The organism is Runella aurantiaca, assembly GCF_003339505.1.
Classification (GTDB): domain Bacteria; phylum Bacteroidota; class Bacteroidia; order Cytophagales; family Spirosomataceae; genus Runella; species Runella aurantiaca.
The window spans coordinates 1-23,845 of sequence record NZ_QPIW01000019.1; the positions used below are offsets into that span (position 1 = coordinate 1).

The window sequence follows — 23,845 nt, forward strand, 5'->3', positions numbered from 1 at the left end:
TTCGTTGGCGGCCATGTGTGCCTATTCTTTTTACCAAAGAAAACCCAAAGTTAGTATTGCATCTCCATTGGAATTGAGGCAGTACTGCCCGCCAATAGCTGCGTAGATATTGAAAAGTTCACGTTAAAAAAAATACAAACATGAATTCCGCCGTTGACTGTGTGGACACAGCCAACTTTGTGATTAAAAAAAAATCTACAAACATGAATTCTTCACTCACTGCTAAAGCCTATTTCTCGGGCTTTGAATTAGCGCACGATACGTATAACGCCATTACTGCCGCAAGCAACGGCAAACTCTACTACGTCCTTTGTTCAGAATCCTACGAAATCGGTGGTCAAATGTATGCGTATGACCCAACGACCGACCAAACTGAATGGATAGCGGATTTGACCGAAATCTGTGGTGAAAAAGACGCCAACGCCATTCCGCAGGGCAAAAGCCACGTTCGTTTTTATGAAAGCAACGGCAAGCTGTATTTCGCCACGCACATTGGCGTGTATGAGATGATTGAGGGAATGGAACGTTTGCCGCAAAACGCGCCCGATGGTAAAAGCCTTTATCCCAGCGGGCATTTTTTATCGTACGATTTAGCAACGGGTGCATTTGAAGACTTAGCCATCGCACCCGAAGGTGAAGGTATTCTGACCATGACAATGGATCGAGAGCGAGGTCATCTGTACGGCATTACGTGGCCGTTGGGGTATTTCATTCATTACGATATTTCTGCCAAAACCCTTAAAACAGTAGGTCTGGTATCGGCCAAGGGCGAAGCTGGAATCCCGGGCGATGACTACCGCGTATTGTGCCGTTCGATGGTGGTTGACCCAAGCGACGGAGCGGTTTATTTTTCTACTTCCGAAGGCGACATTTTTACGTATCATCCTGATAACGAAGGCTTACAAAAAGTAGAAGGTGTTGATTTACGGATTGATTATTTTGGGAAATACGACCCCAAACATCCCGGTAGTATGGGCTACAACTGGCGTAAGATCTTCTGGTATGCTCCCGAGCAGGTAGCCTACGGAATTCACGGAAATTCGGGGTATTTGTTCCGTTTTGATCCCAAAACTCCTAAAATTGAAATCGTAGAACGCTTAACCTCGGAGCCTTCCCGAAAAAGCGGCATGTTCGATCAATTTAGCTACGGCTATTTGGGTTTTCAGCCCAGCCCAGATGGCGAAACGATTCATTACCTTACGGGCGGGCCGATATACATCGACGGGAAGCGCCTCAAAGGAGCCGACCAAATTTCCAAAGGGGCAGCCAAAGGACTGGAAAATCTGCATTTGATTACGTTCCATATTCCGACCCAAACCTACCAAGACCACGGCCCTATTTTTTACGCCGACGGTAGCCGACCTACCTACGTTAATTCCATCGCTATCGGAGCCGACGGTGCGGTTTATACCTTAGCCCGATTTGACCATAACGGGCGCGAAATTCAGGATTTGGTCAAGATTGATTTAAAAACGAAAGAATACTATTTATAGAGGTGCCCGAAATGGTAGCTTACGCCCAATGCTGGGTTTGAGAACCAGGCATCACACACCCCAAAATTGAATCGTGTAACCTTTCAGCATGATGAGTAGGTAAAAATTAAAAAAGTCTTCTCAAAAAAGAACTGTTCGGTAGCCTACTTATTTTTAAATAGTGTAGTAAATTGGCCCCTCAACAGACCCATTTATTTTTTTACACAAAACACCTTTCATGAACACTCCAGAAACTTCTACAAACAGCGAATCTCGGCGCAATTTTATCAAAAAAACACTGACAGGAACTGCTCTATTGACCGTTGGCGGCATTTTGCCTGGATTTAGTGCCAAAAGCTACGGCCGTATTCTCGGAGCCAACGAAAAAGTCCGACTCGGCGTGATGGGCGTCAATAGTCGCGGGTATGCGCTGGCAAGCAATTTTGCCCTGCAACCCAACTGTGAAGTCGTTTCGATTTCGGATGTAGATTCACGCGCTTCCGAAAAGTGTATCAAAGCCGTTGAAAAAATTCAAAATTCCAAACCCAAAGACGTTCCCGACTTTCGTAATGCACTGGAAGATAAAGACGTTGATGCACTCATCATCGCAGCGCCTGACCACTGGCACGCACCGGCAGCTATTTTGGCATCGAAAGCAGGCAAACACGTCTATCTGGAAAAACCATGCAGTCATAATCCGTACGAAGGAGAATTGCTCGTAGCAGTTGCCGCCAAGTACAAAAATGTGATTCAAATGGGCAATCAGCGTCGGTCGTGGCCAAATGTAAAACAAGCCTTAAAAGATATTCAGGACGGCGTGATCGGTCGCCCATATTTTGCCAAAGGTTGGTACACCAACAACCGCGCATCCATCGGTATTGGGAAAGAACAGGCCGTTCCGTCGTGGCTTAATTACGATCTGTGGCAAGGACCCGCGCCGCGTCGTGCGTATAAAGACAATATTCTCCACTACAATTGGCACTGGTTTTGGCATTGGGGTACGGGCGAAGCCCTCAACAACGGCACCCACATGCTCGACCTCATGCGTTGGGGATTGGGCGTGGAATTTCCTACCAAAGTCTCATCCTCGGGCGGTCGCTATCGCTACCAAGACGATTGGGAAACCCCCGATACTCAGGTGATTAACTTAGAATTTGGCAAAGATAAATTTATGACGTGGGAAGGCCGCAGTTGCAACAGCCGCAACATAGAAGGCAGCAGCGTGGGGGTTTCTTTTTACGGAGAAAAAGGAACATTGGAGTACGGCGGCGGCAACGCCTACAAGATTTACGATTTGGACAATAAGATTGTCAAAGACGTCAAAAATGATTTGGTGATTGACCCTCGTAATAAAATGGATCCTTCACAAGCCTTGGATGCCTTCCATTTCCAAAACTTCGTCTCGGCCATCAAAGAAGGAACTCCGTTGGCTTCAGGAATCGTCGGCGGACATCAAAGTACGCTGCTTTGTCAATTGGGAAATATCGCCCTGCGCTCCAACAGCATTTTGGAGATTGACCCTACCAACGGACATATCAAAAATAACAAAGCAGCCAAAAAGTTTTGGAAACGCGAGTACGAAAAAGGCTGGGAGCCAACGATATGAAAGCGACTACTACCGCCGTTGACGTAAGTAGCCTTACCAAACGGGAAACCAATATTTCTATTTTTTTAGTGGGAGTCATGTTTTTTATGTTTGGCTTCATCTCTTGGGTCAATGCCATTCTGATTCCTTATTTCAAAATTGCCTGCGAACTCACCAGTTTTCAGGCCTATCTAGTGGCATTTGCCTTTTACATTGCCTATTTCATCATGTCGGTACCGGCGTCGTATTTACTCAAAACGCAGGGATTCAAAAAAGGAATGATGATTGGTTTTTGGTTCATGGCATTGGGCGCGTTTATTTTCGTGCCTGCCGCCATGACCCGCACTTACGGCATTTTTCTAATGGGATTGTTTACGATTGGCATTGGTTTATCCATTCTCCAAACCGCCGCCAATCCTTACATCACGATTTTGGGACCTAAAGAGCGCGGCGCACAACGCATCAGCATCATGGGTATCTGCAACAAAGCCGCCGGGATTTTGTCGCCGCTTATTTTTGCCGCCGTCATTTTACGCCCAACAGATACCGACCTGTTTGCCCAACTCAGCACCATGAATGACCTGCAACGCAGTGCGGCCTTGGATGAATTGGTACGTAGAGTGATTACTCCTTACACAGTTTTGGGCATTTTCCTCTTTGTACTTGGCTATTTGGTGTACCGTTCGCCATTACCTGAAATCAACACCGAACATGAAAGCCCCGAAGTGGCGACCAATAATGCGGGCAAAACGAGCATTTTTCAGTTTCCGCACTTGATCTTGGGAGCCGTGGCCATTTTTCTGCATGTAGGCACGCAAGTGATTGCGATTGATACGATTATCGGCTACGCTAATTCGATGGGCATTGATTTATTAAAGGCCAAAACCTTTCCTTCCTATACCTTGGCCTGCACCATTTGTGGGTACATCATCGGCATCATTACAATTCCGAAATTTGTCAGTCAGGTCAATGCACTGCGGTTTTGTACATTGTTGGGAACGGTGTTTACGTTACTCATTATTTTTGCCAAAGGTTCAGTAAATTTCCTCGGACAAACCGCCGACCTTTCCATTTGGTTTGTGGTGCTATTGGGATTAGCCAATTCACTAGTTTGGGCGGGCATTTGGCCGTTGGCCTTGGACGGATTGGGACGTTATACCAAACTGGGTGCTTCCATCCTTATCATGGGCTTGTGCGGCAACGCCCTGATGCCATTGGTGTATGGCTACTTCGCTGATTTGTACGATGTTCGCACCGCCTATTGGGTTTTATTACCTTGCTATTTGTACTTAGTGTATTATGCTGCTTATGGTCATAAAGTAAAACGTTGGGGATTATAAAAGTCGAAACCTGCCAAGTTTTAAAAACTTGGCAGGTTTGAACAAAGTCCTGAAATAAGGCATTTTTCGCATGAGAATAAAAATCACTAACGGCACCATTCTTACTCCCTTCCGCGCCATCAAAAACGGAACGGTTGTCATTGAAAAAGACCGAATTTTAGGCGTACACGAAGGAAATGTGGAAGTGCCCGATGCAACCGAAATCGATGCCAAAGGCCAATACATAGCACCGGGCTTCATTGACATTCACGTACACGGCGGCGGCGGCTATGACTTTATGGACGGAACCGAAGAAGCCTTTCTGAAAATCGCGGAACTCCACGCCCAATACGGAACGACTTCTTTGGTTCCAACCACGCTGACGGCAGAAAAAGAAGATCTGCTCCAAACCTTAGACGTTTACGAAAACGCCAATCGACAAAACACAAAAGGCGCAAATCTCCTCGGAATCCACTTGGAAGGCCCTTATTTTGCCCTGAATCAGCGGGGAGCGCAGGACCCGCGCTACATTCGTAATCCTGACCCTGCCGAGTACGAAGAAATTCTCAGTCATTCGTCGTCCATTGTACGGTGGAGTGCCGCGCCAGAGTTGGAAGGCGCGATTGCTTTCGGACAGCGTTTGCGTCAAAAAGGTATTTTGGCGGCCATTGCTCATACCGACGCGTTTTACGATGATGTGTTGGCGGCGTATGAAAACGGCTATTCGCTCGTAACTCACTTGTATTCAGCCATGTCTGGGGTAACGCGCAAAAATGCGTTTCGGTACGCGGGCGTGATTGAAAGTGCGTTTTTGTTGGATTTAGATGTTGAAATCATCGGTGACGGCATACATTTACCCGCGCCGTTACTCAAACTCATCTATAAAATCAAAGGTGCTGACCGCACCGCCCTCATCACCGATGCCATGCGCGGTGCCGGAATGCCCGAAGGCGAAAGCACGTTGGGCTCATTGAAAAACGGCCTCAAAGTCATCATCGAAGACGGCGTAGCTAAAATGCCCGACCGTACTTCCTTTGCCGGCAGCGTAGCCACCTTCGACCGATTGGTCAGAAACATGGTCAATATGGCCGACGTATCGCTGTTGGAAGCGGTGCGCATGGCAAGTACCACGCCCGCTCGTATTATGGACGTTGACGACCGAAAAGGTCTAATTGCCAAAGGGAAAGATGCTGATATTGTCTTTTTTGATAAATATATTAATATCAGTATGACGATGGTTGGGGGAAAAGTGGTGTATTCAAAGTAAAATAAAAGTCAACCACTGGGTTTGACACAGAGTTTCACACCCTCTGTGGTACTCTGTGTAACTCAGTGGTTATAAAAAAACAATATATGACTCCTCTACACGAAACAACAATAGACAACCTTCACGTCAAACTATTCAAAACCCGCTGGGAATTAGGCCAAAACGCGGCTGAAATGGCCGCATCCAAAATCAGAGAATTGCTGCAAAGCCAAGACGTTGTCAACATCATCTTCGCCGCAGCACCATCGCAAAATGAATTTTTGGATGCTTTGGCCCAACAGCCTGAAATAGATTGGCAACGCGTCAATACCTTTCACATGGACGAATACATCGGCCTATCGGATGATGCTCCGCAGCGATTTGGCAATTTTTTGAAAGACCGTTTTTTTGATAAAGTACCGCTTCGCTCCGTGTTTTATATCAACGGCAACGTCAGCGACCCCGACGCTGAATGTTTACGCTACGAAGCCTTGCTGAATGAATATCCTACCGACATCGTCTGCATGGGCATTGGCGAAAACTGCCATATTGCCTTCAACGACCCGCATATTGCGTTTTTCAACGATCCCGTATTGGTTAAAAAAGTGGATTTGGACTTAACCAGTCGTTATCAACAAGTCCACGACGGTTGCTTTGCAACACTCGAACAAGTACCCGAATACGCCCTAACGCTTACGATTCCGGCGTTGGTCAAAGCACCGACGGTGTTTTGCATGGTTCCGGCCGCCCACAAGGCTGAGGCTATTTATCACACGCTAGTGGATGAAATCAGCGAAATTTATCCTTCCACTATTTTACGAAAACACCCCAATGCGACGTTATTTATCGACCAAGACAGCGCCCGCCAATGGATGAAAGAAGCGTCATTTGCAAGTAAATAAAACCCAACGGGTGCTTATTTAATCAAGTAAAATAGAGCAAGATTTTCCAAGTTTTCAATAGATCTGATTATTTATCCGCTTATTAACCTAAACTTGGAAAGTCTATTTTGCCTAACTATTTACTTTTTTATCAAAAACATACCCACAATTACGTCATTTATGAAAGCACGCGTTTTAGGCTGTCTGCTGGCGGCCGGCAGTTTAACCCTCCCCGCCATTGGCCAAGAGAAGAATAAATCAGTCAGTTTGATTGTGTTGGAGCCCGGGCATTTCCATGCGGCATTGGTCCAAAATACCCCGTACGATAACGTCAACCCCGTCGTACATGTGTATGCGTCCAAAGGCCCGGATGTGGAATCGTATCTGGATAAAATCAAAAAATACAACTCCCGCCCCGAAGACCCGACCCAATGGGACGAGAAAGTCTATACAGGGCCCGATTTTTTCCAAAAAATGCTTTCCGAAAAAGCGGGGAATCTGGTCATTTTGGCGGGAAATAACCAAAAGAAAACCGATTACATCAAAAAATCGGTGGATGCCGGTTTGAACGTGTTGGCTGATAAGCCCATGGCCATTGACGCTGCCGGGTTTTCGTTGTTGCAAGAAGCTTTTGCCCAAGCGAAAAAGAAGAACGTGCTACTCTACGACATCATGACCGAGCGCTACGAAATCTCCAACGCACTCCAACGTGAATTGGCGTTGTTACCGGAACTGTTTGGCACACTGCAAAAAGGCACACCTCAAGACCCGGCCGTAACCAAGGAAAGCGTTCACCATTTTTTCAAATACGTATCGGGCGAGCCGCTCATTCGTCCAAGTTGGTTTTTTGACGTCAACCAACAGGGCGAAGGGATTGTGGATGTTACCACTCACTTGGTGGATTTGATTCAATGGAGTTGCTTTCCTAACCAGGTGATTGATTATCAAAAAGATATAAAGTTTTTGTCGGCCACGCACAACGCCACCACCCTTACGCCCGAACAATTTAAGTTAGTGACCAAAAGCGATACGTATCCTGATTATTTGAAAAAAGATGTCAAAGGAAAGAATCTGGAAGTATACGCCAACGGGCAGATTGACTACACTTTGAAAGGTGTTCACGCGCGGGCATCGGTAATCTGGAATTTTCAGGCACCGCAGGGAACAGGCGATACTCATTATTCGATCATGAAAGGCAGCAAAGCCAATCTCATCATCCGTCAGGGCAAAGAGCAAAACTTTAAACCGGTGCTATACATCGAACCGATTAATGCCACGCCTGCCTACGAAAAAGCCGTAGCCGAAGCCTTCAAGAAAGCACAGGCAGCCTATCCGGGCATTGAATTGAAGAAGAATGACAAAGGTTGGGAAGTGACGGTTCCGAAGAAATACGACACGGGCCACGAATCGCATTTTGCGCAGGTAGCCAAGAAATACATGGAATTTTTGAAAGCGGGTAAACTTCCTGCGTGGGAAGTGCCTAATATGATTGCCAAATATTATACGACAACCGAAGCGTTGAAACTGGCGAAAACGAAGAAATAAGGTCGAAGTTTCAGACTTGGAAAGTTTCAAAAACTTTCCAAGTCTTTTTTATTTATACCAACTCCCCGTACAAATCAAACTCTTCCGCATTATTGATTTTCACGTTGGCAAAATCACCCTGACGAACAAACTGACTTGCAGGCAATAATACTTCATTATCTACTTCGGGAGAATCAAATTCAGTTCTTCCAATAAAATATCCGCCTTCTTTCCGGTCAAAAAGCACTTTATACGTATTCCCGATTTTGGCTTGATTCAACGACCACGAAATATCCTGCTGTACGGCCATGATGTCGTCGGCGCGTTGTTGTTTTACTTCGGCCGGAATGTCATCGGGCATGGTATGCGAGAAAGTTTGTTCCTCGTGTGAGTACGTAAATACGCCCAAACGGTCGAAACGCGTACGCTCTACAAACTCCAATGTCTCTTCAAAGATTTCTTCCGTCTCGCCTGGGTGACCCGCAATCAACGTGGTACGCAGTGCAATACCGGGTACTTTATCGCGAATGGTTTTAATCAAATCCTCCGTTTTTTCGCGCGTGATACCGCGACGCATCAACTTCAATAACTCCGTACTGCCACTTTGAAGCGGCATGTCCAGGTATTTACAAATATTGGAACGCTCGCGCATTACATCCAAAACATCCATCGGAAAACCCGACGGATAAGCGTATTGTAAACGAATCCATTCAATCCCTTCCACGTCAGAAAGATGATTCAATAACTCCGACAAATTGCGTTTTTTATAAATATCCAACCCGTAATAGGTCAAATCCTGGGCAATCAAAATCAGTTCTTTCGTGCCGCGACGCGCCAATGATTTTGCCTCAATCACCAAATCATCAATCGTCCGCGAAACGTGCCCGCCGCGCATGAGCGGAATGGCGCAAAAACTACAGGGACGGTCGCAGCCCTCCGCAATTTTCAGATACGCGTAATGGGCGGGCGTAGTCAACAAACGTTCGCCGACAAGCTCCTGTTTGTAATCTGCTTTGAGGGTTTTGAGCAAACGGGGCAGTTCATTCGTGCCAAACCAAGCATCAACGGTTGGGATTTCAACCGCCAACTCATCTTTGTAGCGATGTGACAAACAGCCCGTTACGTACACTTTATCTACCAAACCAGCATCTTTGGCGTCGGCATAGCGCAAAATGGTATCGATGGATTCCTGCTTGGCGTTGTCGATAAATCCGCACGTATTCACGATTACAATGCTGGCGTCGTCTTTTTTAGATTCGTGCGAAACGTTGTAGCCGTTGCCTTTGAGTTGGGTGAAGATATTCTCGCTGTCGACCAGGTTTTTACTGCAACCCAGCGTCACGATATTAACCTTATTTTTCTTGGTTCCTTTGGTTTTCATTGATTCGGAGTATAGAGTCGCGGGTAATGAATAGTGAGAAAAAACAGATACTCAATACCTTGCGCTTCTATTTAATACTATTATTTAAGCCACAAAGTTCGGCAACGTAATCGGAAGCACCAAAATTGATTAGGTATTTGAAGGAGAATACAGGCAACGATTTTGACGGCGCGGCGATAATTTCTTTACTTTGGGGGCTTTAGCAGGTTTATCAGACTTGATATTTAGGTTCCAATACAAACTTGTAGCTAATAAAGTACGAACGGGATGTTTATAGGGCGGTTGTACTTGGAAAAATTGAGAAAAATGATTCCTTAAAAATGAAGCTTGCGCTGACATTCGGGTAGTTAAACGATAACGAAATCCTGCCCCGTAAAAATACCCAGCAGCCTCATCTTGTATAGTATACGATGAGAAATTACCATTCTGTCCACCGTAGTCTACTTCGATAAATCCCCTCATTCTTTTTTTGCCAGTACCTAACCTTATTCCCGTTAAAACGGCAGAGTCCACAAGATTATCACCAACAAACCTACTGTGAAAAAATATTTCTACAAAATGCCCCTCTGTAGACTCGAAATGTCTACCTATATTGGCATAGGTTTGGTTTTTGGGCGACCATAAAAGAACAAGCGAGTTTCCTTTTTTAATAGGTGATTTAGAGTTATTTACAGAATTTGCTATCCCTAACTCCGCAAACCAATAATTAATAGATGGATATTGAGCAGCTGCAATTTCACTCCAAAAAAAGCCTAAAAGAAGCAGTAAAAAGGGTTTCATAAAATGGCCGTTACACTTCAAAAACGACCAATATTTGCTCTTTATTTCCTCAAATTCAACAAATAAGCGCCCATCAGTCCGTTGCGGGCCCATGTACCGCGCATCCGTCCGGGTGTGAGGCCCAGCGGATGGCTTCCCAAGGCGAAATCAATATCTCCATCGCCGTCGATATCGCCAGTATCTAAGGTAAGCCAGCGGCCCATGCGACCAATCGGAATAGACCAGGGTTTGAATTTTCCTTTCTGATTTTCAAAATATAGAACGTTGGTTTGAGGGTTAGTGTCAATATCGTCGTAAAATGCGATACTGACTAAGTCTAAATCTCCATCGGCATCTACATCTGCAGGAGCCACTTTGTAGGCGCCATCAATAGGATAAAAATAGCTTTGGCTAAATCCCCCTTTCCCTTGATTTTCAAATACATACAATCCATGATAGGGTTTAAAAATGACTGAAAGGTCGGCATTATCACCGCAAGTATAGACAATATCCAATTGACCGTCTTTATTCAAATCGACCACATCAAAATAGCTAGAGCCAAACACCGGCGGGAAGCGCAGCAGTGTTTTTTCTTCAAATTTCAGGTTGCCTTTGTTGAGGTACAGCACGATGCGCTCGTCGCCTTGGGCAAACAGCGTCATTAAATCTGGCATACCGTCTTTATTCCAATCTACGACCACGGTACGCAACGCCCCTGGGGTAGCACTTAACACTTTGGCCTCATAAGTACCCGCCACATTTCTCTTCCAAACGGAGAATTTTCCTTCAATGACCCCAAACTCACAGGTGATAAGTTCGGGCTGACCGTCGCTGTCCATATCCTGCTGAATGGTTTGCGTGGGACGGAGCAACTTGGTAAGCAACAACGAGGCGTTATTCGCGCTTTTTTTGCCCATGTTGACCGTTTGCGCGTAGCCGTTGGCGTTGTAGGTAACCTTGACGGTTTCACCAATATAGGTCACCAAAAGATTTTGATGGGAAGCATCCAAAAACTGCAAATCACTGACGGCGGGCTGACCGCCAAAGCGCTTAAGGGCCTTCCCTTCGGCATTCATCAGCCATACCGTTCGGTTTACTTCATCGGCTACATACACGCCTTTGTTGGCTTCGTCGATGCGAACGCAAGTGACATTGGCCATTTCTTGTTCGATGGGCGAAAACAGAGGGCGAATTTCAAACTGTTTCTCAATTAGTGTTGCTTTTTGAGAAGAAACGAGCGGGGTCAGGCGCTTGGGAGCCAAGTCCAAATAATAGTCTTTTATTTTTTGCCAATCTTCCTGTGAAATCAGGGGTTGAGTGCCTTTTACTTTGAGGTCGTTGGCGTTCAGTTTTCGGGTTTTCTTCAAATCTTCATCCAACCCTAACCGCAACGCCATGTAGGGCAGTACATCTTTCTCCCAAACAGTTTTGGGCAATAAATTAGGGTCGGGAAACAAATGACATCCACCACAATGCTGTCGTGCCAACGATTCATGTTGGGCAGGGTCTTTTTGACAGCCTATAAAAAAACAAAACAATACCAATAACGAAAGGGCAAAAACAGAACGAAGCATCATAGGTTTGGGAAATAAAAGCCAAACTTAACAGCAATGAGGCTATTCGCCAAGTTTTAAAGCAGTTACCTCCTTTCTATCCCAACACCACGCAACTGTAAGGTTCCAACGAAAGTGTTCCTGTTTTCAACAACTTTGTCTCGGGATGAGTACTGAAAATAAACTGAGCGGGCAGATTGGCGGCGGAGTATTTCACGCTTTTGGCCGAAAGATTATGAATCACCCAAACTGCTTGGCCATTGGACTTTCGGATGAAAGCCACCAAGCGCGGGTCTTCATTGGGGAGCGGCTCGATGTCTCCGTGAATATCAGCCAACGTAGGCTGTGATTTTCGCAATTGAATCAACCGTTTATAATGGTTGTATAACGAGTTTGAGTCGTTGATTTGCCCCGTCAACGGAACGACGGTGTTACTTTTGTTGTATTTGGGCTGCATCCACCGAGCGCGGTGACGGTCTTTTTCGCGATAATCCCATAAAAACGGCTCTCGGATATACTCATCGGGCTTTTTCCCCAACATTCCCAGCTCTTCACCATAGTACAAATAAGGTTGTCCGGGCAGCGTCAAGAGCAAATTTGTCGCTACTTTAAGGCGGTTGAGATTGCCGCCCATCACACTGCCGATGCGCACTTGGTCATGGTTGGTGAGCATGATGGCATCGATAAATTGGGGGCTAGTTTGAAAAAAAACGGCCCGGGTACCCGCCAAAGTTGCCGCTAACTGCACCGCATCACGTTCTTTGGCGACTATTTTTTGAATGGTCAAACTCAAGTCGAAGTTAAAATTGGCGGTCAGTCCTTTGAAGTATGGGGCGATGTTTTCGGCAGCGGTCCATACTTCCCCTACCAAATACACATCAGGATTCGCCTTTTGCATCTCCGTCCGAAATTCTACCCAAAAATCGTAGTTTTTGTGTTCCTCCCATTCGGGATAAATGTGCCGGGCGGCATCCAAACGAAAGCCGTCCACGCCCATGTTGAGCCAATAACGGCCTATTTCGTAAATTGCCTGACGCACAGGCTGGTGGTCGCAATTCAGGTCGGGCATTCCTTTCCAGAAAAGTCCATAGTATTTTTCGGTGTTTTGCCGCCATTTATGCCACGGATTCCGATCCCAGGTATCGGGTGTCACCTCGCGGGTGGCAATGCCCAGTCGTTCAATATCCTCGGGGCTTTTCCAAGTATAAAATTGCCGATAGGGACTCTCTTTTCCCTTTACTGACTCCTGAAACCACGGATGATTGGCACTCGTATGGTTAATGACCAAATCTATAATAATCCTGATACCCCGCGCATGGGCTTCGGAAAGCAGGCGCTTAAAATCATCTAAAGTGCCATACTCTGGGTCAATGGCATAATAATCAACGACATCGTATTTATGATAGCTGGGCGAAAGCAAAATGGGCGAAAGCCATAGCGCTTCGACCCCCAAATCCTGTAGATAGTCTAGTTTTGAGGTGATACCGTTGAGGTCACCAATGTTGTCGCCGTTTGAATCACAAAACGAGCGAACGAAGATTTCGTAGCAGATGCGTGGGAATGCCAATGTTTTAGAATATTTTAATCGCTACTAATTCTTCTTCGCCAGAATCTTCTGCATATACTTGCCTAGTATATCAAATTCCAGATTGACCACATCGCCCGCCTGAAGCTGGTGAAAATTGGTATGCTCGTAGGTATACGGAATGATGGTTACTCGAAAACCATCGTCTTGCGAATTGAAGACCGTCAAACTCACGCCATTGATACAAATTGAGCCTTTTTCGACGGTGATATTTCCCACCGCAGCATCATATTTAAAATCAAACAACCAGCTCCCGCCGACCTCTTCTACGTACGTACAGATGCCCGTTTGGTCCACATGCCCCTGCACAATATGTCCGTCGAAGCGCCCATTGGCGGGCATACAACGTTCAACGTTGACTTTTGTACCCACTTTCCAATAACCGAGATTGGTTTTTTTGAGGGTTTCGTCCACCGCCGTTACGGTGTAGGTATCTTGCTCCAGGCTCGTTACGGTCAGGCACACCCCGTTATGGCTCACACTTTGGTCGATTTTGAGCTCAGAGGCCAAGTGAGAATGAAGCTTAAAAGTGATATTTGTCCCCTCAAAGATAATTTCAACTACTTCGGCGGTCGTCTCTACAATTCCTGTAAACATTATTCTGGATTTTTAGATTTTGGACGACAGACGTTAAAAAAGCGCTTCTTTTTCTAACGTCTGTCGTCGGCTATCTTATTTCAATATTCCTAATAAATACCGGCCATAACCGCTTTTCAGAAGCGGTTGGGCAATTTCCCGCAATTGTCCGGCATCAATAAAGCCCATCCGGTACGCTACTTCTTCAATACAACCGATTTTCAGTCCCTGACGTTCTTCAATCACTTCCACAAATTGCCCTGCCTGCATGAGGGATGCAAAAGTACCTGTATCGAGCCAAGCAGTTCCGCGCGTAAGTACGCCTACTTTCAATTTTCCACGCTCAAGATACACACGATTAATGTCTGTAATTTCTAATTCTCCACGCGGGCTAGGTTTAATATTTTTAGCGATTTCAACAACCTCATTATCATAAAAATACAACCCTGGCACGGCATAGTTTGACTTGGGATATTCGGGTTTTTCTTCAATGGAAACCACGTTAAAATCCTGATCAAACTCAACGACGCCATAGCGTTCTGGGTCCTGTACTTGGTACGCATATACAACACCTCCATCTGGGTCGTTGTTTGCCTGTAACAATTTACTAAGACCACTTCCGTAAAATATGTTATCGCCCAACACCAGCGCTACTTTATCTTTTCCTATAAAATCGGCCCCAATAATAAAGGCCTGCGCCAATCCATCAGGGCTGGGTTGTTCGGCATAGCTAAACGCACACCCAATGCGGCTGCCATCGCCAAGCAATTTCTGAAAATGCGGCAAATCATGCGGGGTTGAAATAATAAGAATTTCACGAATACCCGCCAACATCAGGATTGACAATGGATAATAAATCATCGGCTTGTCGTAAACCGGCATCAATTGTTTGCTTACGGCCAGCGTCAGAGGATGCAAACGAGTACCGGAACCTCCGGCAAGAATAATTCCTTTCATGATGATTTGATTCAAATTATGTTGAGTGAGTGAAATAATACTTTCAAAACACATTTAGTGCCATAAAAATAGAGAATCTCCGCGGGAAAGCCATAGTATACCCCAAAAGCCCTTCAATCTAGGTGACTTAAAATTATTTTAGGGCAGAATAGACACAAAAAAGCCTGACACCGAAGCATCAGGCTTTTACGTTGGAACCCTTGATAAACTAAATTACTTTTCTAATCATTAAGCGAAATAGAACCTGAACTAGCGCGCATGGTCACCAGCGTACCGCCGCCGTTGAGTTTGCCATTGACACGGTCTTTTTCCATAATACCGTTGAAATTATTTAAGGTGCCGACGTTGACCCGGTTGGCGCGCAAATCCAAATCAAGCCCTTTGTTCATCGGCATCTGCACATGAATCCCCCCCGCTGAAGTGGAAAGGTCAAGGTACTTGCCCAAAGAAACGATTTCGGCATTGATACCGCCCGCGCTGGTGGAGGCTTTAAGTGCGGCGGCTACGCCAGTCAAGCGAATAGAACCGCCTGAAGTAACTGCCGTCAATTCGCCTTTAATGTCGCCACCTTTGATGCTACCGCCACTGGTGGTGGCCCGAACATTGCCACTAAGGCCATCCAATTGAATACTGCCGCCAGAGGTTACCAATTTAATGTCACCGTTGCAGCCTTCAGCTTTGATGCTACCGCCACTGGTGGCAAGGTCTAATTGCTCTTGTGAATTGGTTAAATGAATACTACCGCCAGAGGTACGTCCTTTCACGTTCCCACTCAATTGCTCTAATCGTAAACTACCTCCACTCGTAGCAAAGTTTTGATTTCCCGACAGTTTTGCCAATTTTATGCTACCGCCGCTGGTGGCCAAATCGGTCGTTGTTTTTTCGGGAACTGTAATTTTAAACGAAATACTCAGGCCTTGTTTCCAATCCCATTTGTCGTTTTCGCTTTTACGTTTTGATTTGCAAATAAGGGTCTCTCCGTCCATTGCCACGGTCAGTTCATAGTCTTTGAGGCGCTCAGTGATTTCTTCTTTGCTCAATGCTGAGCTGCCATTCCAATTGTTGCCCCGGACATATATTTCCACTTTGGCGTCGCCGCTTTGGCCAGTTACGGTAATACTCCCCCCCGAAGTACGCACGTTAAGTGTTTTTACAGAACCCGCGTTGAATGTTTTTGTAAAATAAGGTTTTTCGTCCTCTTTCTGGGCAAAAACGAGCGTGGCAACGAAAAGGAAAGCTAAAAGGAGGCTGTATGTTTTCATGGTCTGTAAATGTTTAGGGCGGATTATAATTTTCCGCGGTGTTTTTTACAAGAGATGAAAAACAAAAAAGAAATGTTGCACGGTGAACAAAATATTTCTCAAAAAATCAGTGCATCAAATAATAAACCCCGATTCCTGCCAAATATCCCAAGAGCGCATAGCCCGAAATGCGCTTGAGATACCAAAGAAAATCAATTTTCAGAATACTCATAGAAGCCACCCCTGCCGCCGAACCGATGATAAGGATGCTTCCCCCTGTACCCGCGCAGTACGCCAATAAATTCCAAAAATCGGCATCAGGTGGAAACTCAGTCAATGGATACATGCCCATTGCCGCCGCCACTAGTGGAACGTTGTCGACAATCGCTGACAGAAGTCCAATTAACGTGTTGATAATGTAAATGTTGCCGAAGGTCTGATTAAGAAACGTCGCCATTAACCGCAAATGCCCCGAGGTGTCTAGGGCTCCAACGGCCAGCAAAATTCCTAAAAAAAACAAAATACTGGGCGTATCAATCCGGTGTAACATCGCCGCCACCGAAAAGCCCTGTTTGGTTTCCAGGGCTTTGTCTCGGTGCAAAAATTCGGTAAAATACCACAAAAGGCCCACGGCCAACAAAACCCCCATATACGGTGGATAGTGCGTAATAGCCTTAAATACAGGCACCGATAAAAGGGCAGCGCCTCCCAATACAAACATTATATTTTGCTCCAAAGGGGTCGTTTGCGTATGTTCTTTTGATTCTTTTACGGGCATTTTGGGCAATGCCCCACCACCACGCAAAAAATACGTTGCCGCTAAAAGCGGGACTAACAGGCTAACAAACGATGGTATAATCAACGATTGCATAATCGCAACCGTTGTCACTTGTCCTCCAATCCAAAGCATAATGGTAGTCACATCCCCAATGGGCGACCACGCACCGCCAGCATTGGCGGCCATCACAACAAATCCGCCAAACAGCCAAATATTTTCTTTTTCTTTGATAATCCGCCGCAGCAGAGCACACATGATGATGGCCGTCGTCATGTTGTCCAGGCCCGCCGATAAGAAAAACGAAATCCAAGAAATAACCCACAGAAGCTTCACCCGATTGGTGGTTGAAATCCGGTCGGTAATGGCTCGAAACCCTTCGTGAACATCCACCAATTCGACAATTGTCATGGCCCCCAACAAAAAGAACAGAATCCCAGCTATCTCGCCTAAATGTTCAAAAAGCGCTTCGTCGAGTACTTTATGAACGTCGGGCTGGGAGGATATCCCTTCAAAAGCGGGCATATTTTCGAAGCCAAACAATAAGATTATCCAACAAAAAACCCCCGTTAATAACGCGGAGGCAGCTTTGTCAATTTTCAGCGGATGCTCAAAGGCAATCAGCACGTATCCTAAAATGAATACGGCAGCGAGTAGAATAGCCATAATTGACCAAGATTAACGGGTAAAAAGAAAAGGATTAGGGGAATAACTACGCATTTGTAATGTAACTCTCCAAAAATTGGATGTGATCGACCTGTTCTTTCATGATTGAATTTACAATGTCTCCGATACTCAATACGCCTATCACTCGCTCCTCTTCCATCACTGGCAAATGGCGAAATTTTTTCTCGCTAAACAACTTCATACATTCCCGAATATCCATTTCTGGGGTAACGGTAAACACTTTGGGGGTCATCACTTCGGAGATAGGGGTACTCTTCGCTTTTCGTCCCTGCACGATTCCTTTTCGGGCATAATCACGCTCTGAAAATATCCCCACCAATTGTTCTCCATCAAGCACAACGACTGCGCCAATATTTTTCTCCGCCATCAAAAAGAGCGCTTCAATCACCGTTGTATCGGGCGAAACACTCCAAATATAAGATTGAGGCTTATCGGCAAGCAATTTTTTTACGGATTTCATAAGTTTTTCATTTTTAATGGGTTACCAATCTTTATCTCTAAACGAATTTATAAAATCAATGACTTATATCCAAATAAATCGTCGAAAAATATCATTTATTCTTTGGGGATGTTAACGCCTTGAATTATCTTTAATAAAAAAACAATTATGGGTACCGTAATCGCAGCTTCCATCTTGCTTGTTCTGGTGAGTGTTGCTCTTTTGAGCGTCCGTTTATTGCTAGTCAAAGGGGGCGAGTTTAAAGGAAGTTGTGCCAGCAACAACCCTTTTCTGCAAAAAGAAGGGGCTGTTTGCGGGGTTTGCGGCCGAAAACCAGGCGAGCCTTGCGCCGACAAAGCCTAGTTCGGGGGTGAGGTCGAAAAGAAATGAGCCGTGGCAAAAGTCTGCAATTTTCCTTCTGGAGTAGCATAAATACCGTACAGCTCTAAACGTTGTTGCTGCGCAATAACTTTTGCTTTCTCCAGCCCCATCACTAAAAACGCCGTTGCAAAGGCATCGGCCGTCATGCAATCTTCAGCAATCACCGAAATACTCAGCAAATTGTGCGTAATCGGGTTTCCTGTCTTGGGGTCGATGGCATGGCTATATTTTTTCCCTTCACGCATCACAAACTTCCGATAACTCCCCGACGTAGCGAGAGATTTTCCATTCAACGAAACAACGGTTTGCAACGGCCGCCCCGTTTCTTCTTTTTCGGTGGGTTTGTCAATCCCGATTTGCCATATTTGCCCTTTTTCGTTGTGTCCTTCGGCCCGCACTTCTCCACCTATTTCTACCAAATAATCGTTGATTCCATGGGCTTTCAGAAATTCAGCCATTACATCTACCGTATATCCCTGCGCAATGGCGTTGAAGTCTATTTCTATCGCCGAATTTCCTTTTAGCAAAACACCATTTTCAATACTGACGTTTTGGTAGCCAACCCATTGCAAAAGAGAATCTACTTGCGGCGGCGTGGGCAAGGGTAGTCCCTTTTTATAGCTGAATCCCCAAGCTTTTACCAAAGGACCCACCGTAATATCAAACGCGCCTTCGGTCAGTTTGGCCACTTCCTGAGATTTATTAAACACTTTTTCAAAATGCGCATCTGCTATTGTTCCAGGGCTATTTCTATTGAATCTACTGATGATTGAGGTACTGTCCCACAGGGACATGCTATGGTCAATAGCTCGAAAAAGGCTGTCAATGGCCTTGGAAAAATCACGGCTATCCGCGTATACAATTCTAAACGTTGTCCCCTGCGCCTGTCCCTCCAAATACGTAAACGATGGCCTACTTTTACAGCCTACCAAGGCATACACCAACCCCAATAATCCCCAAAACAGTTTTCTCATTGTTTAGCTCCCAAAATCATCAAAGGCAATATTTTCTTTAGAAACTCCGAGATTATCCAACATGGTTTGAACGGCCGAGAGCATCATGGGAGGGCCACAAAGGTAATATTCAATATCTTCTGGGGCAGAATGGTCGTCCAGATACTCATTTTTTACTACTTCGTGAATAAACCCAACGTAACCAGTCCAATTATCTTCGGGCAACGGAATAGAAAGCGCAATCTCGAAGCGAAAATTAGGAAATTCTCGTTCGATGGCCCGAAAATCTTCCTCATAAAAAATCTCTTTTTTACTCCGTGCCCCGTACCAATACGACACTTTACGACCCGTTTTCAACGTATGAAATAAATGAAAAATATGCGAACGAAGCGGTGCCATACCTGCCCCTCCGCCGATATAAATCATTTCTTTTTCGGTTTTTTTAACGTGAAATTCGCCGTAAGGCCCACTAATGGTTACTTTATCGCCCGGTTTGCGCGAAAAAACGTACGAAGAACACGCCCCTGGATTCACATCCATAAAAGCATTGCGGGCTCTGTCCCACGGCGGGGTAGCCAAGCGAATATTGAGCATGATGATATTGCCTTCGGCGGGGTGATTGGCCATCGAATACGCCCTAAAAAGTGGCTCATCAATTTTTGCTTTTATATCCCATATTTTAAACTTGTCATATTCATCTTTGAAACGCTCGGGTATGTTGTAAAGTTGGGTTTTAAAATCAATGTTCAATTCAGGAACATCCACCTGAATGTAATCCCCCGACTTGAATTTTAAATTTTCGCCTTCGGGCAGTTTTACCACAAATTCTTTAATATAGGTAGAAACATTTTCGTTGGAAACCACCGTACACTCCCATTTTTTGATGCCAAATACTTCATCGGGCACCCTGATTTCCATGTCATCTTTCACTTTGACCTGACAGGCCAAGCGTATTTTATCCTGCACCTGCCGCCGATTGAGGTGGTTGGTTTCGGTCGGCAGCACTTCCCCTCCGCCTTCAAACACTTGGCATTTACACATGGCGCAGGTTCCTCCACCACCGCAGGCCGATGCCAAAAATAGGTTCTGCGCCGCCAAGGTTGATAAAAGAGACGACCCCGGTTTAACGACAAACGGGTGTTCTTGGTCACCGTTGATAATGATGGACACTTCTTTTTGGGGTAATAAACGGTCTTTGGCTTTTAGAATAAGAAACGCAAAGAGCAAAACAACCAAAATGAAGACGGCAATACTGGCAGTAAGTACGGGTAGCATAGCGTTTTACAGTTGGATTCCAGAAAAACTCAAAAAAGCCAAACCCATCAGGGCCGTTACAATCATGGCGATACCCAAGCCTTGCAGCGGTTCGGGAATATTGGAGTATCGAAGGCGCTCACGGATAGCCGCCAACAAAACAATGGCCAAGAAAAAGCCAATACCTGCCCCCAACGAAAAAGCGGTGGTTTCGGCAAAATTGTATTCACGCTCCTGCATAAACAGCGACGCCCCCAAAATAGAACAGTTGACGGTAATAAGCGGCAGAAAAATGCCCAAAGAAGTGTATAACGCGGGCAGAAATTTCTCCACCACCATTTCTACCAATTGTACTGCACCAGCAATGGTAGAAATAAAAAGGATAAATGACAAAAAGGTTAAATCAACCGAGGCAAGCGAAGGGTGTATCCATCCTAAAGCACCTTCAAACAGCAAATAACGCAAAATAAGATAGTTGAGAGGCGTGGTAAGCACCATCACAAAAATTACCGCTAATCCCAGTCCAAAAGCGGTTTTGATTTTTTTTGACACCGCCAAAAACGAGCACATACCCAAAAAGAAGGCAAAGATTACGTTTTCAACAAAAATAGTCTTTATGAGGATATTGATGAGATGCTGCATAACAAGTGTAAAGGCTAAAATTTAACATAAAAACCTGACAACTAAATACATAACAACTTACTTAGGAGGCATTAATGAGTTTACGATTGCGGCTTCGCTGCCACCAAATAAATATTCCAATCAGAAACAGCGCCGCGGGAGGCAACATCATCAAACCGTTGTTGACATATCCCATGTCATAGAGCCATTGCGGCACTACTTTGAAGCCAAGCACCGAGCCCGAACCCAACACCTCTCTGATGACTGCCACAATCACCAAAATAATTCCGTATCCCAAACCGTTACCGATGCCATCCAAAAAAGAAGGCCAGGGTTTCTGCGCCAACGCAAAGGCTTCTAGACGACCCATGACGATGCAGTTGGTAATAATCAGGCCGACAAAAACGGATAGTTTTTTGCTCACGTCAAACATGTAAGCCTTCAGCAACTGATCAACAATGGTGACCAGCATTGCCGCCACAATCAACTGCACAATGATGCGAATACGATTGGGAATGGTATTGCGAATGAGGGAGATAATGAGATTGGAAAAAGCCGTAACGACCGTTACGCCCAAGGCCATGATAATGGCGGGTTTTACCTGAACCGTAACCGCCAGAGCCGAGCAAACGCCCAATATCTGTACCGTCACGGGGTTGGTATCATCCAAAGGGTCGCGGAGTACGCGCAGGTTTTTTTTGGAGAACAATCCTTCTTTCTTTTTCTCCTCTACAACCGCAACAGGGGTGGTTTCTGTACTCATCGTTGATGTGCGTTTATAAGTTGTCTATCTCACTTTTTAATTTTTTCAAAATACGTCAAATACGGAGCCGTACAGTTTTTGAGCATGGCATCGGTGCCGCGAGAAGTAATCGTCCCGCCCGAAATGGCATCTACGCGGTGTTCATTTCCAAAACTTACTTTATCGGTTTTTTTGACCACATTGACCGAAACAAACTGCCCTTCGTTCGACATGATTTTCTTGCCCTGAAACTGTTGCTGAAATGGCAACTCCGCTATTTCGGCGCCCAAACCAGGTGTTTCTCCTTTGTGGTCAAAAAAGGCACCGTAAACCGTGTCAAAATCATCCTGCAACGATATATACCCCCATATTGGCCCCCAAAGCCCTGTGCCTCGCAGAGGTACTATATAGTATTTTTTTCCTTCTTTTTCGGTATAAACATACAGTGGAAGGCGGCGATTTTCGGGCGTTTTAGCCACCTCTTCTTTTAAATCTATGTCGGTAGTTTTAACACCGCTCACGGGCTCACCCGCGGCGTTAATGACCATTTCTTGTACACGTTCGGCATAGGTGTTTTCTATTTGGGTACGTTCGTTGTACGCCAATCTCACTGCCCGCAGAATATTGGACTTTTTGTCCAGAGCAATGTTGGCTTCCTGTGCAGGCTTAAGCCCTTCGGCAGCCACGGCCAGCACGATTGCGGTAATGACCGACAAAACGGCGGCATAAATCAGGGTGTATTGGTTGCTATGCACGTTTTTTGCGGTTTTTGATGTGTTGTTCTACGACAATATGATCAATCAAAGGAGCAAAGACATTCATCAACAATATACTCAGCATCACTCCCTCCGGATAGGCGGGATTAAATACCCGAAGGATGACGGTAAACATTCCAATCAAGAGGCCATAAATCCATTTACCCGTTTCTGTTTGAGCGGCACTTACAGGGTCAGTAGCCATATAAACCGCCCCAAACGCAAAGCCACCCATCAATAAATGGTAATACGCGGGCGTATGCATGGCGTGCGTAGGTACATCAGCTGGTGCTACGACGTTCAGAAACAACCCCATCACCAACACCCCAACCACGCAGGAAACGATGATTTGCCAACTGCCAATCCCCGTAGCAATAAGAATCAAAGCCCCAATCAGACACGCAAATGCGCTGGTTTCACCAATAGAGCCCTGCTCAAATCCCCAAAACATGTCAGCCGGTGAAGGGAGTTTTGTAAAATTGGCATCAAAGGTCACTAAATTCGTTGCCCCCGAATACGCATCGACCAAAGCATGACCCGCCTCGGGCGACAGGTCGGTCCAAATATCTCCCGACATATACGCGGGAAAAGCAAAAAACATGAATGCCCGCGCCAACAACGCCGGATTCATGAAGTTCATACCCGTACCGCCAAAAATCTCTTTGCCCAACACCGTACAAAAAATAGCCCCTAATGCCACCATCCATAAAGGTATAGTGACAGGCATGGTGAGCGGAATCAGCAGGCCCGTCACCAGATACCCCTCACTGACTTGGTGGTTTCTGACAATGGCAAAAATAAATTCCACCCCCAACCCAACAGCATAAGATACAATAATGATGGGCAGCACTTTCCAAAAACCAAACAAAAAATTATCTACCAACGAGGCCTCCATTCCGTAGGCCAAATGATGTTGATAGCCCACGTTCCACATCCCAAAAAGCAGCGTCGGAACCAACGCCACAATGACCGTAAACATGGTTCGTTTTAAATCAATGGCATCGCGCACATGCACCCCCTGAGACGTAGTATGCCCCGGCACAAACAGAAATGTCTCCAAGGCATCAAATGCTGGATGTAATTTTTCAAATCGTCCCCCTTCTTTAAAGTGGGGCCTTACAGAATTTAGGAGTTTTTGCGCTATTTTCACGGTAAAAGG

At 45.6% G+C, this 23,845-nt stretch carries 22 protein-coding genes; 7 read left to right on the top strand and 15 right to left on the bottom strand.

What is annotated here, in order from left to right:
• Positions 1–203 precede the first annotated feature (203 nt).
• The 6 genes from DVG78_RS19945 to DVG78_RS19970 all read left to right on the top strand — a co-directional run bounded on the left by DVG78_RS19945 (position 204) and on the right by DVG78_RS19970 (position 8,048).
• The gene (locus DVG78_RS19945) at positions 204–1,493 is read left to right on the top strand and encodes a hypothetical protein (RefSeq protein WP_114462814.1); all 1,290 of its coding nucleotides are present in this window, start codon (positions 204–206) and stop codon (positions 1,491–1,493) included.
• 217 nt (positions 1,494–1,710) lie between these two features.
• Complete coding sequence (locus DVG78_RS19950) at positions 1,711–3,078, top strand: Gfo/Idh/MocA family protein (protein ID WP_114462815.1); 1,368 nt, start codon at positions 1,711–1,713, stop codon at positions 3,076–3,078.
• Positions 3,075–4,397 carry a sugar MFS transporter gene (locus tag DVG78_RS19955; protein ID WP_114462816.1) on the top strand — a complete coding sequence of 441 codons (1,323 nt, stop codon included), beginning with the start codon at positions 3,075–3,077 and terminating at the stop codon, positions 4,395–4,397. Before DVG78_RS19950 ends, DVG78_RS19955 begins: the two co-directional genes overlap by 4 nt.
• Before the next feature lie 70 nt (positions 4,398–4,467).
• Positions 4,468–5,643 carry an N-acetylglucosamine-6-phosphate deacetylase gene (gene nagA / locus DVG78_RS19960; protein ID WP_114462817.1) on the top strand — a complete coding sequence of 392 codons (1,176 nt, stop codon included), beginning with the start codon at positions 4,468–4,470 and terminating at the stop codon, positions 5,641–5,643.
• Positions 5,644–5,729: 86 nt separating this feature from the next.
• Positions 5,730–6,524 carry a glucosamine-6-phosphate deaminase gene (locus DVG78_RS19965; protein WP_114462818.1) on the top strand — a complete coding sequence of 265 codons (795 nt, stop codon included), beginning with the start codon at positions 5,730–5,732 and terminating at the stop codon, positions 6,522–6,524.
• Positions 6,525–6,683: 159 nt separating this feature from the next.
• Entirely contained in the window at positions 6,684–8,048 is a 1,365-nt protein-coding gene (locus DVG78_RS19970) for a putative oxidoreductase C-terminal domain-containing protein (RefSeq protein WP_114462819.1), read from the top strand.
• 52 nt (positions 8,049–8,100) lie between these two features.
• Here the strand turns inward: DVG78_RS19970 and rimO are convergent, their stop codons facing one another.
• The 9 genes from rimO to DVG78_RS20015 form a co-directional block, all read right to left on the bottom strand.
• Positions 8,101–9,408, bottom strand: coding sequence for a 30S ribosomal protein S12 methylthiotransferase RimO (rimO, locus tag DVG78_RS19975; RefSeq protein ID WP_114462820.1), 1,308 nt, complete (start codon positions 9,406–9,408; stop codon positions 8,101–8,103).
• A 129-nt stretch (positions 9,409–9,537) separates the two neighbouring features.
• Positions 9,538–10,188 carry a hypothetical protein gene (locus tag DVG78_RS19980; RefSeq protein WP_114462821.1) on the bottom strand — a complete coding sequence of 217 codons (651 nt, stop codon included), beginning with the start codon at positions 10,186–10,188 and terminating at the stop codon, positions 9,538–9,540.
• 41 nt (positions 10,189–10,229) lie between these two features.
• The gene (locus tag DVG78_RS19985; RefSeq protein ID WP_114462822.1) at positions 10,230–11,744 is read right to left on the bottom strand and encodes an FG-GAP repeat domain-containing protein; all 1,515 of its coding nucleotides are present in this window, start codon (positions 11,742–11,744) and stop codon (positions 10,230–10,232) included.
• Between the two features lie 73 nt (positions 11,745–11,817).
• Positions 11,818–13,287, bottom strand: a complete 1,470-nt coding sequence (locus DVG78_RS19990) for an alpha-amylase family glycosyl hydrolase (protein ID WP_114462823.1) — start codon at positions 13,285–13,287, stop codon at positions 11,818–11,820.
• Positions 13,288–13,311: 24 nt separating this feature from the next.
• On the bottom strand, positions 13,312–13,902 hold the full coding sequence (locus DVG78_RS19995; RefSeq protein WP_114462824.1) for a riboflavin synthase: 591 nt from the start codon (positions 13,900–13,902) through the stop codon (positions 13,312–13,314).
• A 75-nt stretch (positions 13,903–13,977) separates the two neighbouring features.
• Positions 13,978–14,838, bottom strand: a complete 861-nt coding sequence (gene rfbA, locus DVG78_RS20000; protein ID WP_114462906.1) for a glucose-1-phosphate thymidylyltransferase RfbA — start codon at positions 14,836–14,838, stop codon at positions 13,978–13,980.
• 221 nt (positions 14,839–15,059) lie between these two features.
• Positions 15,060–16,100: a DUF4097 family beta strand repeat-containing protein gene (locus tag DVG78_RS20005; RefSeq protein ID WP_114462825.1), complete on the bottom strand. Its 1,041-nt coding sequence runs from the start codon at positions 16,098–16,100 to the stop codon at positions 15,060–15,062.
• 106 nt (positions 16,101–16,206) lie between these two features.
• On the bottom strand, positions 16,207–17,520 hold the full coding sequence (gene nhaD, locus DVG78_RS20010; protein ID WP_114462826.1) for a sodium:proton antiporter NhaD: 1,314 nt from the start codon (positions 17,518–17,520) through the stop codon (positions 16,207–16,209).
• A 46-nt stretch (positions 17,521–17,566) separates the two neighbouring features.
• On the bottom strand, positions 17,567–18,001 hold the full coding sequence (locus DVG78_RS20015) for a CBS domain-containing protein (RefSeq protein ID WP_114462827.1): 435 nt from the start codon (positions 17,999–18,001) through the stop codon (positions 17,567–17,569).
• A gap of 147 nt (positions 18,002–18,148) precedes the next feature.
• On the opposite strand from DVG78_RS20015, the gene DVG78_RS20020 reads away from it, so the two are divergent.
• Positions 18,149–18,343, top strand: coding sequence for a membrane or secreted protein (locus tag DVG78_RS20020; protein WP_114462828.1), 195 nt, complete (start codon positions 18,149–18,151; stop codon positions 18,341–18,343).
• On the opposite strand, the gene DVG78_RS20025 is transcribed toward DVG78_RS20020, so the two are convergent.
• The 6 genes from DVG78_RS20025 to DVG78_RS20050 all read right to left on the bottom strand — a co-directional run bounded on the left by DVG78_RS20025 (position 18,340) and on the right by DVG78_RS20050 (position 23,836).
• Positions 18,340–19,335, bottom strand: a complete 996-nt coding sequence (locus DVG78_RS20025; RefSeq protein WP_114462829.1) for an FAD:protein FMN transferase — start codon at positions 19,333–19,335, stop codon at positions 18,340–18,342. The two genes, DVG78_RS20020 and DVG78_RS20025, sit on opposite strands and share 4 nt — an antisense overlap.
• A gap of 3 nt (positions 19,336–19,338) precedes the next feature.
• A complete protein-coding gene (gene nqrF / locus DVG78_RS20030; RefSeq protein ID WP_114462830.1) occupies positions 19,339–20,589 on the bottom strand; it encodes an NADH:ubiquinone reductase (Na(+)-transporting) subunit F in 1,251 nt (416 codons plus the stop codon).
• Between the two features lie 6 nt (positions 20,590–20,595).
• Positions 20,596–21,210, bottom strand: coding sequence for an NADH:ubiquinone reductase (Na(+)-transporting) subunit E (gene nqrE / locus DVG78_RS20035; RefSeq protein ID WP_114462831.1), 615 nt, complete (start codon positions 21,208–21,210; stop codon positions 20,596–20,598).
• Between the two features lie 61 nt (positions 21,211–21,271).
• A complete protein-coding gene (locus DVG78_RS20040; RefSeq protein ID WP_114462832.1) occupies positions 21,272–21,952 on the bottom strand; it encodes an NADH:ubiquinone reductase (Na(+)-transporting) subunit D in 681 nt (226 codons plus the stop codon).
• A gap of 29 nt (positions 21,953–21,981) precedes the next feature.
• Positions 21,982–22,686: an NADH:ubiquinone reductase (Na(+)-transporting) subunit C gene (nqrC, locus tag DVG78_RS20045; RefSeq protein ID WP_114462833.1), complete on the bottom strand. Its 705-nt coding sequence runs from the start codon at positions 22,684–22,686 to the stop codon at positions 21,982–21,984.
• Positions 22,679–23,836 carry an NADH:ubiquinone reductase (Na(+)-transporting) subunit B gene (locus tag DVG78_RS20050; RefSeq protein ID WP_114462834.1) on the bottom strand — a complete coding sequence of 386 codons (1,158 nt, stop codon included), beginning with the start codon at positions 23,834–23,836 and terminating at the stop codon, positions 22,679–22,681. Before DVG78_RS20050 ends, nqrC begins: the two co-directional genes overlap by 8 nt.
• Between the last annotated feature and the right edge of the window lie 9 nt (positions 23,837–23,845).

Coding starts and splice junctions, on each gene's coding strand:
- DVG78_RS19945 (WP_114462814.1), top strand. CDS start 204: ATGAATTCTTCACTCACTGCTAAAGCCTATTTCTCGGGCTTTGAATTA.
- DVG78_RS19950 (WP_114462815.1), top strand. CDS start 1,711: ATGAACACTCCAGAAACTTCTACAAACAGCGAATCTCGGCGCAATTTT.
- DVG78_RS19955 (WP_114462816.1), top strand. CDS start 3,075: ATGAAAGCGACTACTACCGCCGTTGACGTAAGTAGCCTTACCAAACGG.
- nagA (WP_114462817.1), top strand. CDS start 4,468: ATGAGAATAAAAATCACTAACGGCACCATTCTTACTCCCTTCCGCGCC.
- DVG78_RS19965 (WP_114462818.1), top strand. CDS start 5,730: ATGACTCCTCTACACGAAACAACAATAGACAACCTTCACGTCAAACTA.
- DVG78_RS19970 (WP_114462819.1), top strand. CDS start 6,684: ATGAAAGCACGCGTTTTAGGCTGTCTGCTGGCGGCCGGCAGTTTAACC.
- rimO (WP_114462820.1), bottom strand. CDS start 9,408: ATGAAAACCAAAGGAACCAAGAAAAATAAGGTTAATATCGTGACGCTG.
- DVG78_RS19980 (WP_114462821.1), bottom strand. CDS start 10,188: ATGAAACCCTTTTTACTGCTTCTTTTAGGCTTTTTTTGGAGTGAAATT.
- DVG78_RS19985 (WP_114462822.1), bottom strand. CDS start 11,744: ATGATGCTTCGTTCTGTTTTTGCCCTTTCGTTATTGGTATTGTTTTGT.
- DVG78_RS19995 (WP_114462824.1), bottom strand. CDS start 13,902: ATGTTTACAGGAATTGTAGAGACGACCGCCGAAGTAGTTGAAATTATC.
- rfbA (WP_114462906.1), bottom strand. CDS start 14,838: ATGAAAGGAATTATTCTTGCCGGAGGTTCCGGTACTCGTTTGCATCCT.
- DVG78_RS20005 (WP_114462825.1), bottom strand. CDS start 16,100: ATGAAAACATACAGCCTCCTTTTAGCTTTCCTTTTCGTTGCCACGCTC.
- nhaD (WP_114462826.1), bottom strand. CDS start 17,520: ATGGCTATTCTACTCGCTGCCGTATTCATTTTAGGATACGTGCTGATT.
- DVG78_RS20015 (WP_114462827.1), bottom strand. CDS start 18,001: ATGAAATCCGTAAAAAAATTGCTTGCCGATAAGCCTCAATCTTATATT.
- DVG78_RS20020 (WP_114462828.1), top strand. CDS start 18,149: ATGGGTACCGTAATCGCAGCTTCCATCTTGCTTGTTCTGGTGAGTGTT.
- DVG78_RS20025 (WP_114462829.1), bottom strand. CDS start 19,335: ATGAGAAAACTGTTTTGGGGATTATTGGGGTTGGTGTATGCCTTGGTA.
- nqrF (WP_114462830.1), bottom strand. CDS start 20,589: ATGCTACCCGTACTTACTGCCAGTATTGCCGTCTTCATTTTGGTTGTT.
- nqrE (WP_114462831.1), bottom strand. CDS start 21,210: ATGCAGCATCTCATCAATATCCTCATAAAGACTATTTTTGTTGAAAAC.
- DVG78_RS20040 (WP_114462832.1), bottom strand. CDS start 21,952: ATGAGTACAGAAACCACCCCTGTTGCGGTTGTAGAGGAGAAAAAGAAA.